Source organism: Lentzea sp. NPDC055074 (assembly GCF_053608005.1).
In genome coordinates this window covers 83,212-95,398 of record NZ_JBSGUQ010000026.1, presented here as the reverse complement: position 1 = coordinate 95,398, position 12,187 = coordinate 83,212, and the positions used below count along the sequence as shown (strand labels likewise).

The 12,187-nt window shown below is 70.4% G+C and carries 12 protein-coding genes; 5 read left to right on the top strand and 7 right to left on the bottom strand.

Annotation, left to right across the window (positions count from 1 at the left end):
- Positions 1-86 precede the first annotated feature (86 nt).
- The 3 genes from ACWF7A_RS39685 to ACWF7A_RS39675 all read left to right on the top strand — a co-directional run bounded on the left by ACWF7A_RS39685 (position 87) and on the right by ACWF7A_RS39675 (position 2,164).
- A complete protein-coding gene (locus tag ACWF7A_RS39685) occupies positions 87-749 on the top strand; it encodes a MerR family transcriptional regulator (protein ID WP_452255653.1) in 663 nt (220 codons plus the stop codon).
- 171 nt (positions 750-920) lie between these two features.
- Positions 921-1,427 carry an RNA polymerase sigma factor gene (locus ACWF7A_RS39680; protein ID WP_452255652.1) on the top strand — a complete coding sequence of 169 codons (507 nt, stop codon included), beginning with the start codon at positions 921-923 and terminating at the stop codon, positions 1,425-1,427.
- Positions 1,424-2,164 (top strand): hypothetical protein, encoded by a 741-nt coding sequence (locus ACWF7A_RS39675; protein WP_452255651.1) that lies wholly within the window; start codon positions 1,424-1,426, stop codon positions 2,162-2,164. The genes ACWF7A_RS39680 and ACWF7A_RS39675 overlap by 4 nt, the downstream gene beginning before the upstream one ends.
- 97 nt (positions 2,165-2,261) lie before the next feature.
- On the opposite strand, the gene ACWF7A_RS39670 is transcribed toward ACWF7A_RS39675, so the two are convergent.
- The 3 genes from ACWF7A_RS39670 to ACWF7A_RS39660 form a co-directional block, all read right to left on the bottom strand.
- Entirely contained in the window at positions 2,262-5,438 is a 3,177-nt protein-coding gene (locus ACWF7A_RS39670) for a S8 family serine peptidase (protein WP_452255650.1), read from the bottom strand.
- A 157-nt stretch (positions 5,439-5,595) separates the two neighbouring features.
- On the bottom strand, positions 5,596-6,084 hold the full coding sequence (locus ACWF7A_RS39665; protein ID WP_452255649.1) for a GNAT family N-acetyltransferase: 489 nt from the start codon (positions 6,082-6,084) through the stop codon (positions 5,596-5,598).
- Complete coding sequence (locus tag ACWF7A_RS39660; protein WP_452255648.1) at positions 6,081-6,677, bottom strand: TetR/AcrR family transcriptional regulator; 597 nt, start codon at positions 6,675-6,677, stop codon at positions 6,081-6,083. Before ACWF7A_RS39660 ends, ACWF7A_RS39665 begins: the two co-directional genes overlap by 4 nt.
- A gap of 69 nt (positions 6,678-6,746) precedes the next feature.
- Between ACWF7A_RS39660 and ACWF7A_RS39655 the strand changes: the two genes are divergently transcribed.
- The gene (locus ACWF7A_RS39655; RefSeq protein WP_452255647.1) at positions 6,747-7,388 is read left to right on the top strand and encodes an O-methyltransferase; all 642 of its coding nucleotides are present in this window, start codon (positions 6,747-6,749) and stop codon (positions 7,386-7,388) included.
- Here the strand turns inward: ACWF7A_RS39655 and ACWF7A_RS39650 are convergent.
- The 3 genes from ACWF7A_RS39650 to ACWF7A_RS39640 all read right to left on the bottom strand — a co-directional run bounded on the left by ACWF7A_RS39650 (position 7,372) and on the right by ACWF7A_RS39640 (position 10,175).
- Positions 7,372-7,986 carry a TetR/AcrR family transcriptional regulator gene (locus ACWF7A_RS39650; protein WP_452255646.1) on the bottom strand — a complete coding sequence of 205 codons (615 nt, stop codon included), beginning with the start codon at positions 7,984-7,986 and terminating at the stop codon, positions 7,372-7,374. The genes ACWF7A_RS39655 and ACWF7A_RS39650 overlap by 17 nt on opposite strands.
- A gap of 133 nt (positions 7,987-8,119) precedes the next feature.
- A complete protein-coding gene (locus ACWF7A_RS39645; RefSeq protein ID WP_452255645.1) occupies positions 8,120-9,388 on the bottom strand; it encodes an HRDC domain-containing protein in 1,269 nt (422 codons plus the stop codon).
- Between the two features lie 70 nt (positions 9,389-9,458).
- Positions 9,459-10,175, bottom strand: a complete 717-nt coding sequence (locus ACWF7A_RS39640) for a response regulator (RefSeq protein WP_015099292.1) — start codon at positions 10,173-10,175, stop codon at positions 9,459-9,461.
- 294 nt (positions 10,176-10,469) lie between these two features.
- Here ACWF7A_RS39640 and ACWF7A_RS39635 point away from each other — a divergent pair, with 294 nt between their 5' ends.
- Complete coding sequence (locus ACWF7A_RS39635; protein WP_452255683.1) at positions 10,470-11,573, top strand: dipeptidase; 1,104 nt, start codon at positions 10,470-10,472, stop codon at positions 11,571-11,573.
- A 12-nt stretch (positions 11,574-11,585) separates the two neighbouring features.
- Here the strand turns inward: ACWF7A_RS39635 and ACWF7A_RS39630 are convergent, their stop codons facing one another.
- Complete coding sequence (locus tag ACWF7A_RS39630; protein ID WP_452255644.1) at positions 11,586-12,128, bottom strand: DUF3000 domain-containing protein; 543 nt, start codon at positions 12,126-12,128, stop codon at positions 11,586-11,588.
- Between the last annotated feature and the right edge of the window lie 59 nt (positions 12,129-12,187).

The window sequence follows — 12,187 nt, the reverse complement described above, 5'->3', positions numbered from 1 at the left end:
TAATGGCCGGTGCCAGGTGCGAAGCATCTCTATACCCCCTGAATGGATAGCGGCACTCTCTGCTATCCGGAAGCTACACTATCCATATGCGTGTTGGCGAGCTGTCGAAGAGAAGCGGCGTTCCGGTGCCGACGATCAAGTACTACCTGCGTGAGGGACTGCTGCCCGCCGGCGTGCTGACCAGCCCGAACCAGGCCCACTACGACGACGAGCACCTGCGTCGGCTCAGGCTCGTCCGCGCTCTGGTGGACGTCGGCGGCCTGTCGATCGCGTCGGTGCGCGAGGTGCTCGCCGCCATCGACACCCGCGACGAGTCGATGCACAACAAGCTCGGCGCCGTGCAGGAGGCGATCAGCCAGCCGAGCGCGGTCGAGCTCGACCCGCTCGCGATCGAGGACGTCCAGGGCTTCTTCGCGCGGCAGGGCGTCACTGAGTGCGTCGACGTCACCGAGTCCAACGTGACCCACATGCTCGCCGCGGCGCTCACCGTGGCCCGCTCGGTCGGCCACGACCACTTCCGCGACCTGCTCGACCCCTACCTGGAGGGACTGAAGATCATCGCGCAGGCGGACGTCGACTACATCGCGGGACGGGGATCGCGCGACGACATCATCGAGGCGATGGTCGTCGGCACCCTCATCGGCGACACCGTCCTGAAGGCGGTGCGGCGGCTCGCGCACGCCGAGGTCTCGCGCGACGTGATCGGTGACAGGCCCGTCGGCGCGGAGCGTTCCGCGCCGCTGAACTGATATATCGCCCGATATATTAGTTTTCGGCCTGCCCTGACCTGCGTCTTAGCAATGACTCTTTGGACTTCGTCCGCAAAAGACTCGTTGCAAAGGGGTGGCGGGGTCGGCGGAAGTTCTCGGAGCCGGGTGAAAGAGCGGGCGTCCTGCCGGACATGTCCCGGGGTGGAGCAGGTGGACGTGGAACCGCGCCAGACGGGCTTCGAGGCCGTCGCGCAGGAGCTGATCGAGCCGCTGCGCCGGTACCTCGCGCGACGGACCGACGCGGCGACCGCGGACGACGTGCTGTCCGAGACGTTGCTGGTGGCCTGGCGGCGGCGCGACGACATGCCGGCCGAACCGCTGGCGTGGGCGTACGCCGTGGCGCGCAACTGTCTCGCCAACGCGGAACGGGCGCGGCGCAGGCAGGACCGGTTGCTCGTGCGGATCTGGCAGCTCGCGAGACCGCCCGAGCACGCACCGGCCCGTGACGACCCTGATCCGGGGCTGGCCAGGGCGCTCGCGCGGTTGTCCTCCGTGGACGCCGAGCTGATGCGGCTCTGGGCGTGGGAGGAGCTCGGCCCGGCCGAGATCGCCCAGGTCGTCGGGATGAGTGCCAACGCGGTCAGCATCCGTCTGCACCGGGCACGCCGGAAGTTGAGGTCCCTGCTGGACGAGCAGGCGGAAGGAGAGCGGCCATGACGGACGACGACCTGCGCGACCGGATGCGCCGCGCTGATCCGGCGGCCTCGTTGCGTCCGCTGCCCGAGGTCGAGGCGCGACGGCGGGTGGCCGGGGCCGCGCTCGACGCCCCGGTGGCGCCGCGGTTCCCCGCGAGGAGGCTGCCGGTGCTCGTCGGGGCCGCGGCGGTGATCGCGGTGGTCGCCGGGGTGTTCGTGCTGACCAGCGGTGGTCCGGAGCAGGCGCCGTCGCCGGACGTCGCGTTGCCGACGTCGACGCAGCCGGGGCTGGAGAACGGTTCGGGGTTGCCCGACAACAGCGGGGGACGGCCCACCACCAGCGTTCCGGCGCAGACAGACACCACCACGGTGCCGGCGCCGCCCGTCACCACCACGTCCGAGGGGCGCAAGACGACGGTCGCCGTGCTCACGGACGGGCCGGTCGATCCGGAGGTGCGGTGCCGCGCGCCCGAGGCGGCGGTGCTCCGGGAACGCGCGCAGATGGCGTTCGAGGCGACCGTGCTGAAGATCGAGGGCGCCGTCGTGACGCTGCAGGTTCAGCGCGCCTGGGCCGGTGAGGCCGACCTCGTCGAGGTCAGGAACACCACGAGCTCGCCGGTGCTCGCGGGGTTCGAACCCGAGGTCGGCCGGAAGTACCTGGTCGCGGCGAGCGAACTGCGGGTCATGGGGTGCGGCTACAGCGGACCCGACGAGCCCGGACTGCGGGCCGTCTACGACGAGGCGTTCCCGAAGCGCTGACGGAGGACGGGCGCCGTCGCAGGACGGGCGCTGGCGGACGACAGGCGCTGGCGGACGACGGCGATGCGCCCTGGCACGGGCGCATCGCCGTTCCGGTCTACTTCGTCAGGTAGGCGTCGACCACGGTCTGGGTGACCGAGTCACCGCCCCTGCCCACCGCCGTGGCCCGCAGCGAGACGCTGCCGCCCCTGCCCGGGTTGACGACGAACAGCGCGTCGCCGAAGACCAGAGCCTTCTGCCAGGTCGCGCCCTTGTCGTAGGACACCTGCGCGCTCAGCGACCTCGTCTTGCCCTGCACCGTCAGCGGGATCCGCTGGAACCGGTGCGCGGGCAGCGTTCCGTCGAGGCCGAGCTCCGGCGTGAACCGGACCATCGACAACGGCACCTGCGCGACGCCCGAGGTCGTGGCCGAGTCGAAGCCCCACGTCGTCGTGACCGAGGTGCTGATCGCCGCGACGCCCGAACGGTTCGCCGTGGTCGTCAGCTCGTAGCGACCCGGAGCCGGCGGCATCGAGAAGAACGTCTCCAGGTCGAGCGGCCGGTCCGTCGAGTCGACTACCACGCCGCCGAGCTTCAGCACCGTCGAGCCGGAGTCGACGACCGAACCACCGGAGCGGCCCTGCCCGTCGGCGAAGAACGGCAGGCTGCCGAACAGGATGTCGCCGTCGCGGTAGAGGCCCACGCGCCGTTCGCCGGTCAGCTTCGGGCCGAAGACGCCGGTGTTGAACGTCTTCTTGTAGGTGCGGCCCGGCTTGAACTGCTCGTTCTCGGAGTTCCAGTACGCCTCGGTGGTGTCACCGTTGTCCTGCTCGAAGCGGAGGCTCCAGGTGTGGGTGGGGGAGAACAGGTTCAGCTTCCGCGTGTGCGGCAGCGCGTGGCCGAAGGCGACCCCGAACAACGGGCTGTCGCCGACCTCGGCCTGCGCGTGCAGGTAGCCGGTGCGGCCCTGCGCCGTCGCGCCCGCCGTGGCCGTGATGGTCACGAGGTCCTTGGACTTCAGCTGCCTGCGGTAGCCCGTCCAGAACTTCGTGAGCGTCGTGTTCTGGTCGACGACGTGGAACTCCTCGCGGTCGGCGCCGGTGTACGAGGCGATGACCAGCTCGTTCATCTCGCCGGACTTGCCCTCGGGACCGACGTGCGCGGTGCTCAGCGAGCTGAGCGGCACGCCCAGCAGGCCGAACCCGTACTCCATCTCCGGCACCTTGTGGCCGACGCGGATGTAGGAGTGGCGTTCGGTCGGCTTGCCGGGCAGGCCGATGTCGAAGGGCTTGGCCTGGCGGGCGTCGAGCGTGATCGTGGTGTCCGCGCCGACCTCGATGTTCGTGCCGTTGAACCAGGTGTAGTACGGGTTCGGCTGGTCGGGACGGACCCACTCGTGGCCGTTGAGCAGGTAGCGGCCCTTGGCGACGCGCAGGGACTCCAGCCCGGTGCCGAGTCCGGCGAAGGCGCCCTTCGCCTCTCCGCTGACGCCCTGCAGGCTCGCTCCCCAGTTCGCGGCGGGCTTGCCGTCACGGCCGATCGTCTTGATCGTGAGGGAGTAGCGCTCGGGTTCACGCGTCACGGCCGCAGGGGTCACGACGGACTGGCCGCCGCCGCTCGCGTTGATGTACGCGCTGAACGTGCCGGACGCGTCACCGCCGAGCTTGGTGTCCGCGGTCAGCGTGGTGGTGGCCGTGCCGTGCGCGGGCACGGTCAGCGTGGCGTCCTTGAGCGTGAAGAAGCCCTGCGGTGCCGCCGTGTCGACCTGGAGCGCGAGGGTGACCGGCTGGTCGCCTTCGTTGCGATAGACGACGTCCTTCGTCATCGGGACGTCGTCGTGGTGCGGCCACAGCGCCGTGCCGAAGGAGACCGAGCCGGACGAGACGGTCTGCTTGAGGGCCTTCGCGACGTCAGTGCGCCCGGCACCCTGCTCGAACGGGGTGTGCGCGCCGGGCTTCGCCGACGCCATCAGCGCGGCCTTGATCTGGTCGCCGCGCCAGTCCGGGTGCACCTGCGCGAGGATCGCCGCCGCGCCCGCGACGTGCGGGGTCGCCATCGACGTGCCGTCGAGCGAGATGTAGCCCTCGGCGGGGCTGGGCCTGGTCTCGCCGAGCCTGCCCGCCGCCGCGGCGCCGATGCCGACACCGGGTGCGGTGATGTCCGGCTTCACGGCGCCGTCACCGTTGCGCGGGCCGGTGCTGGAGAAGCCCGCGAGCGTGTCGGAGCGGTCCACGGCGCCGACGGTGAGGGCTGCGTCCGCGCTGCCGGGCGAACCGACGGAGTTCGGCCCGGCGTTGCCCGACGCGATCACGAACAGCGTGCCGGTCTCCTGCGAGAGCCGGTTGATCAGGATCTCCATCGGGTCCAGCAACGGGCCGTCGTCACCGCCGAGGCTCATGTTGACGACGTCCGCCTGCTGTTCGACGGCCCACTCGATGCCCGCGAGGATCCCCGACTCGTAGCCGGACCCGTCGTCGCCGAGCACCTTGCCGTCGAGGATGCGCGCGCCCGGTGCCACGCCCCGGAACTTCCCGCCCGACTTCGCCCCGGTGCCGGCCGCGATGGACGCGACGTGCGTGCCGTGCCCGACGCGGTCCTGGTTGTCGGGGGAGTCGGTGAAGTTCTTCTCCGCGACCTCCTGCGTGGCGAGGTCGGGGTGCGTGTTGTCGACGCCGGTGTCCAGCACGGCGATCTTCACGCCCTTGCCGTCGAACCCGGCCTGCCACGCCTGCGGCGCGCCGATCTGGGCGGTGCTGCGGTCGAGCGCGGCCTTGTGCACCGCGTCCAGCCAGACCGTGGTCTTCGCGCCGCGGTTGCCCGAGCCGGCCAGCGACTTCCACACCTGCGGCGCGGTCTCGGCGGTCACCGTGACGGCGTCCACGCCGATGCGGCTGAACGAGCGGGCGCTCGGCAGACCGGACCCGGCCGACACGAGCACGCCGAGCCCCTGGCGCTTCGTGTACTCGGGCCTGCTCAGCAGGGCGAGGTCGAACAGCCGTCGGTCCAGTCGGCCTTCGTTGATCAACGGCTCCACGTCGGCGGGCACGGCGTAGTGGTGCGCGCCGTCCTCTCTCGTCGACACCAATACGTGCTCGCGCCCCGGTGCGGGCTTGAACTGAATCGGCTTGCCCTTGTCGTCGGTCAGCACCTGGTCACCCGTGAGGAGGGTGATCCACTGCTGGACGGGCTGCCGGCTCGTGCCCGGCTCGGCCGTGGTCGCGGCGGCGGGGGTGGCGCCGCTGAGGGCTGTGGCCAGCACGAGGCCGGCCACGGCGAGGGGGAGATGAGGTTTCAACGGGGGCCTCTCCTAGGGACGGACAACTCCTCGGCGGGATATGTCCGTCACCGCGCCCCGATATTTCGCAACGGCAACTGTCAACGGTCCGGTGTGCTGACCAGCGGCTTAGCAATGAGACTTTTGACTTCGTCCGCAAACGAGCCGTTGCAAGGGGTCAGGGGAGGCGGAGGAGCCAGCGCACCTCGCCGTCGTGGACCTCGTCGGTGGCGGTGAGGCCGGCGGAGGTGGCGACGGCGGCGGAGGCGTGGTGGTCCGGGTGGACGTGCGCGATCACCGTGCGGACCGGCTGGGTGGTCAGCCAGGTGACGAGGCCTCGGGCTGCTTCGCGGGCGATGCCTCGGCCCTGCCACGGGGTGCCGACGACCCACGCGATCTCGGCGGTGTGGTCGGCGAGGGTGATCGTGGCTTGGACTGTGCCGACGAGAGCGTCGGCGTCGCGGAGGCGGATCACCCAGTTCAGCCACCGGACGGCCGGGTCGGGCGAGCCCGCGGCCAGGCGTTCGTAGCGGGCCGCGAGGGCCTCCCCGGCCAGTGGGAGGCCGCCGGTGAAGGTGTGGAGGGCCGGGTCCGAGAGCACGACGGCCATCTCGGTGGCGTGGCCGGGCCGGAGCGGCAGCAGGTCCAGGCGGCCGGTGGTGATCATCGCGAACCGGGCCGGTGGCGGTGCAGGAAGGCCGCGACCAGGTCGTCGGTGAACGTGCGGGGGACCGGGGTGCCGGTCACCAGGACCCGGTAGTAGATCGGGCCGACCAGGTGGTCGAGGGCCGCCTCCAGGTCGAGGTCCGGCGGGAGCTCGGCGCGTTCGACCGCGCGCTCCAGGGGGAGGCGGTCGCGGGTGCGTTGGGCGCTGAGGTGGTCGTCGCGCAGGCGGGTGGCCAGCTGGGGGTCGTGCTGGGCCTGACCTGTCAGGGCGCGGAAGACGGCGCCCGGATCCGAGGTCGTCAGGAACTCGGCGAGGGTGGCGAGGTGGGTTCGGAGGTCCGTGCCCAGGTCGCCGGTGTCGGGCGGGGTGAGGTGGTCGGCCATGTCCTCGGTGAAGGCCTCCAGCAGCACGTCGACCTTGGACGGCCACCAGCGGTAGATCGTCTGCTTCGCCACGCCGGCCCTGGCCGCGATGCCCTCGATCGTCACGCCGGCGAAGCCCCGTTCGGCCAGCAGGTCGTCCGCCGCCTCCAGGACCGCCTGGCGGGCCTGCTCGCTGCGGCCGTGCCGGTTTCCGCGATGTGCGGTCTCCATCGCCCACCTCCCGGAGGGAGACTGTAGTCAGAGCTAGTCTAGACGCAACGTTGCGTCTACTCTGGCGGCATGACCATCACTTTGCACGAGCCGCGGGTGCGCGGGGTTCTTGATCGGCTCTTCGGTGCGGCCGGGGGCGACGACGACTTCGAGGCGCCTTGGGACGTGGTGCGCACCGGGAGTGCGCAGGAGCGTGCTGACGCGTTGGCCGGGGTCTACATGCCCATCTCGGCCAGCGGCGGGGAGTTGCTGTACGGGCTGGTGCGGTCCGGGCGGCCGGAGGTCGTCGTCGAGTTCGGCACGTCGTTCGGGATCTCGACGCTGCACCTGGCGGCGGCCGTCGCGGACAACGGGCGCGGGCACGTCTACGGCACGGAGATGTCGGCCGCGAAGGTCGCCGCGGCGCGGGAGAACCTCGACGAGGCCGGGCTCGGTGGCGTCGTGACGATCCTGCCGGGGGACGCGCGGCGCACGCTGGCCGATCTGGCCGGGCCGATCGGGCTGGTGCTGCTCGACGGCTGGAAGGAGCTGTGCCTGCCGGTGCTGCGCGACCTCGAACCGCGGCTCGCGCCCGGTGCGCTGGTCGTGGCCGACGACATCGACCAGGCCTCGATGGCCGGCTACCTCGAGTACGTGCGCGATCCGGCGAACGGGTACGTCAGCGTCGCCTTCCCCGTCGAGGACGGCATGGAGATCAGCTGCCGGGCCTGAGCGGCTCGGTGCAGCGCAGCGCCAGTGACGCGGCGGTGCGCATCGCGGCCTGCGTCGCCTCGACGTGGTCATCGCGTTCGAGGCTGGTGATCGTCGCGGCGCTGATCGCGCCCATCAGGGCCCCGACCAGGGCGGCGGCGGTGACCTCGTCGAGGGCGTAGACGTCGCGCAGGGCCTTGGCGATGCGGGTCTGCGCGGTGAACGTCGTGTGCAGCACCCGGGCCTGCACGGCCGGAGTGGTCACGACCAGGCGTGCGCGGAGAGCGGCGAGGCCGGCCGGCAGGTCGGGCTCGGTGGTGCTGGTGATCATCCGGTCCGCGGCCGTGGCGAGGGCGTCGCGCAGGGGAGTGCCGGGGGCGCATTCCTCGATGGCGCGGACGGCCAGCGTGATGCGCTTGGTGCTGTCGGTCAGCAGCACGTCCTCCTTGGCGGAGAAGTGCAGGAAGAACGTGCGTTTGCTGACGTCGGCGGCGTCGGTGATGTCCGCGATGCTCGTCTGGTCGTAGCCCCGCTCGGTGAAGAGCCGGACCGCCGCGGCCATGAGCGCCTGACGGGTGGCCTGCTTCTTGCGTTCGCGGCGTCCTGGATCCACTGGCACCGGCGGATTTTAGTGCACTTCGACAATCAATGCACCCGGGATACTGATGAGCCAAGTGCATCAAAAGAGGAAAGCACGGTGACGACGGCGTCGAGGCCGTCGTCACCGTGCTGGTGAACCGATATATCGGATATCAGTTGGTTTGCTGGTCGGACGGCGCGGGTGCCGTCGCGGTCAGCGCCTTCGCCAGGGCGTCCAGGGTGAGGTCGATCTGCCACGACCTGGCCCCGCCGTCGCGCAGCACCGTCGCCACGGACTCGGGGGAGAGGTCGGCCGGCGGCTGCCAGCAGGTGCGTCGCACCAGGTCGGGCAGCAGCAGGTTCTCCACGGGGAGGGTGTTCGCCTCGGCGATGGTCGCCAGTGCCGCGCGAGTGGCGGCGAGACGGGCCGCGGCGTCCGGGTCCTTGTCGCCCCAGCGGTTGGGCGGGGGAGGGCCGTCGTGCTGGCCCGCGGGCTCCGGGAGCTCGGCCTTGGTGAGGGCTCCTGCCTTGCGCAGGGCGTTCATCCACACGCCGGACATGCGGCGCTGGGAGCGGCCGCGGAAGACCGGCAGAGCGAGCAGCTCGGCCTCGTTGGCGGGGTTGCGGGCGGCAGCCTCCATGAGGGCGGAGTCCGGGAGGACTCGACCGGGAGCGATGTCGCGTTCGCGGGCCACGGTGTCGCGGGCTTCCCAGAGCGCGCGCACGAGGGCCAGCTGCCTCTGGTTGCGCACGCGGTGGATACCCGACGTGCGCCGCCAGGGGTCGGTGCGGGGACGCGGCAATGGCGCCGTCCGCACCGCCTCGAACTCTTCGAGCGCCCAGGCGAGTTTGCCCTGGCGCTCAAGCTCGGTTTCGAGAACGTCGCGCAGCTGCACGAGCAGCTCCACGTCGAGAGCGGCGTACGTCAGCCAGTCGGCAGGAAGGGGCCGGCGCGACCAGTCGGCCGCGCCGTGCCCCTTCTCGAGCCTAAAACCGAGTAGCCGTTCCACCAGCGTGCCCAGTGCGACACGCTCGAACCCAGCCAGCCTGCCCGCCAGCTCGGTGTCGAACAGCACGCCGGGTCGGAGACCGAGTTCGGCGAGGCACGGCAGGTCCTGAGACGCCGCGTGCAACACCCACTCAGTGCCCTCCAACGCCTGCACCAGCGGGTCTAGCCGTCCGCCCAAGGCGATCGGGTCGACCAACCAGGTGCCGGCGCCTTCCCGGCGCAGTTGCACCAGATAGGCACGCTGTGAGTAGCGATAGCCCGAGGCTCGCTCGGTGTCCACCGCGACCGGGCCCTTCGCCCCGGCGAGCGCGTCAGCGGCTCGCCGGAGCGCAGCTGGATCGGCGACCACGGGCGGGACCCCATCAGCAGGTTCCGTCAGCGGTACCGGTTCTGGTCCGGTTGGTGCGGTTGGCTCGTCGGCGGGTACATCCACAGCGGATGACCCTACGACGATCGCACCACTCACAGGTGTTCTCGGCCGGTTCAGTGCTTCAAACCGGTATCTAACGGATCACGCCGGCACGCATGGCCAGCGCGACCATCTGAGCGCGATCCCCGGTGCCCAGCTTCCGGCCGATCCGCGACAGGTGAGACTTCACCGTCAACGCGGACAGGCTCAGAGCCTCGCCGATCTCCTTGTTGCTCTGGCCATCGGCGACCAGCTGGAGCACCTCGACCTCACGCGCGGAGAGTTCCCGCGGCGTGTTGTCGGTGCCCGGCACCCGAGTACCCGCTGCGAGTACTGGTGCCACGCTCGGATCTGCGTAAACGCCGCCGTCGAGAACCCTGCGCACCCCGTCGGTGACCACCATCGGAGAGGCGGACTTCAGGAGGTACGCCTGGGCGCCCGCCTGGAAGGCCGACCTGACCGCGTAGGGGTCGTCGGAGGATGCGAGGACCACGATGCGGGGCCAGCCCTGGGCACGGAGTTCCGTGACCAGGTCGATGCCGGTGCCATCCGGCAGACCCAGATCGAGGATCGCGAGGTCGCAAGGACCGGTTGCAAGTGCCCGCGCCCGAGCCTCTGCCACCGATGCGGCCTCATGCACTGTCCCGGCTCCCATTTGGGTGAGCCGAGCTGATATCGCCTCCCTCAGCAGTGGGTGGTCGTCGACCACCAGCACTGAAAAAAGCTCTTCCCGCGGGTGCGGGACCATGTTCGCCGGCAACGAGCCGGCTGGCGTGGTACGAACGGCCTGACCTAAGCCGACGGCAGCCACGTCACTACCTCCCTGGAGTCGGTCGTGCCCCCCGACCGGCACCGGAGACTTTCGTCCAATCAGCCGCGCCACTGATCGACCGAAAGTGGTGTCGTCTGGGGCAGCGTAGCCGCCCATGCGGGTCTACGGGACGATCAATCGGGTATCTATCCCTATTGAGTTGTGACAGATGGCCCCATGTGTCACACGATTGGATGACAACTAGATAGGGGGTGTAACGCGAGCCCCTCTCAGAACGACATCTTGGAGTTGGTTGTGTCTAGTAGTTCCGGAGTCGAGCGAGCCCGGGCCTTGCTGCAGCGTGTCCCCCTCCTCGACGGCCACAACGACCTCCCGTGGGCCCTGCGCGAGTTCGGCGACGGAACGGGCGAGGACGTCTACACGACCGCCGCGAAGATCGATCTGACCGAGCGTCATCCCAGCCTGCACACGGACCTCGTGAAAATGCGCGAGGGCGGCTTGGGGATGCAGTTCTGGTCCGTCTGGATCCCCGGCAGGCTGGCGGGCGACGGAGCCGTGACCGCCGTGCTGGAGCAGGTCGAGCTGGTCTACGAGCTGGCGGAGCGGTACTCCGATCACCTGGGCCTCGCGACGACCGCCGCCGAAGCCGAAGAAGTTTTCGCCTCCGGGCGTGTCGCCTCCCTCATCGGTGCGGAGGGCGGACATTCCATCAACTCTTCACTCGGTGTTCTGCGCGCGCTGCGCCGGCTGGGCGTCCGCTACATGACGCTGACCCACAACGACAACACCCCGTGGGCCGACAGTGCCACTGACCAGCCCGAACACGGCGGGCTCACCGAGTTCGGCCGCGACGTCGTGCGTGAGATGAACCGGATCGGCATGCTCGTCGACCTCAGCCACGTCGCGCCCAGCACGATGCACGCCGCGCTGGAGACGAGCGTCAAGCCCGTCATCTTCAGCCACTCGTCGTGCCGCCACGTCGCGGACCATCCGCGCAACGTCCCGGACGACGTGCTGGTCAAACTGAAGGCGAACGGCGGTGTGGCCATGATCACATTCGTCCCGAGCTTCGTGTCGCCCCGGTTCGCTGAATGGGACGCAGCCCTTCGTGACGCCATGACAGCCGCGGGGCAGAACCACGCCGACATGGACCAGCGCAGGACGTTCGGCGAGAAGTGGATCGTCGACCACCCGGCGCCGGGCGCGACGCTCGACGACGTCGTCGCGCACGTCGAGCACGCGCGTGAGGTCGTCGGCATCGACCACATCGGCGTCGGCGGCGACTACGACGGCGTGCAGGCGCTCCCGCAGGGGCTGGAGGACGTCTCGACGTACCCGAACCTCTTCGGCGCGCTGCTCGACAAGGGCTGGTCCGAGGACGACTGCGCCAAGCTCGCCGGCGCGAACATCCTCAGGGTCCTGCGCGACGCCGACTGACGCCGGGAAGAACTAGCGCTGCCCGAACAGGGTGACGCCGACCGGCGGCAGCCCCACGGCCGTCGCCATCAGCTCGTAGAACGCGGTGCCGTGCTCGGCGAGTTCCCCGTCGAGCGCGGTCCACGACGCGCGCAGCTCCAGGTCGTCGGTGCGCGCGGGACCCGCGATGTCGCCGAAGCGGGCCGACGACGTCTGCGTGACGGTCCCGCCCAGCGCGGTGAACCCGGCCCCGGACTGCTCCAGCGCCTCGGTCAGCCACGACCACCCGACCTCGGGCAGCAGCGGGTCCGACGCGAGCTCGTGGTCGAGCTCCACCCGTACGTACGCCACCACGCGGAGGACACCGCCCCACGCCTCGTCGCCTTCCGGGTCGTGCAGCAGCACGAGCCTTCCGGTCGACAGTTCGTCCGACGGGCCGGTGACCTCAGCCGTCAGCGCGTACGCCCACGGAGCGAGCCGCTGCGGTGGGCGAACTTCGGTGAGTTCGATCTCGGGCCTGTGGCGAACCGACTTGAGCGTCCCCACCGCCCGGCGGAAGATTTCCGGCTCGGTCACACAACTGACTGTATGCCTCGCAATCCGGCCGAGTGACGGCGGCACGCCGGGACGTGGGA

Coding starts and splice junctions, on each gene's coding strand:
- ACWF7A_RS39675 (WP_452255651.1), top strand. CDS start 1,424: ATGACGGACGACGACCTGCGCGACCGGATGCGCCGCGCTGATCCGGCG.
- ACWF7A_RS39660 (WP_452255648.1), bottom strand. CDS start 6,677: ATGGAGACCGCACATCGCGGAAACCGGCACGGCCGCAGCGAGCAGGCC.
- ACWF7A_RS39665 (WP_452255649.1), bottom strand. CDS start 6,084: ATGATCACCACCGGCCGCCTGGACCTGCTGCCGCTCCGGCCCGGCCAC.
- ACWF7A_RS39655 (WP_452255647.1), top strand. CDS start 6,747: ATGACCATCACTTTGCACGAGCCGCGGGTGCGCGGGGTTCTTGATCGG.
- ACWF7A_RS39685 (WP_452255653.1), top strand. CDS start 87: ATGCGTGTTGGCGAGCTGTCGAAGAGAAGCGGCGTTCCGGTGCCGACG.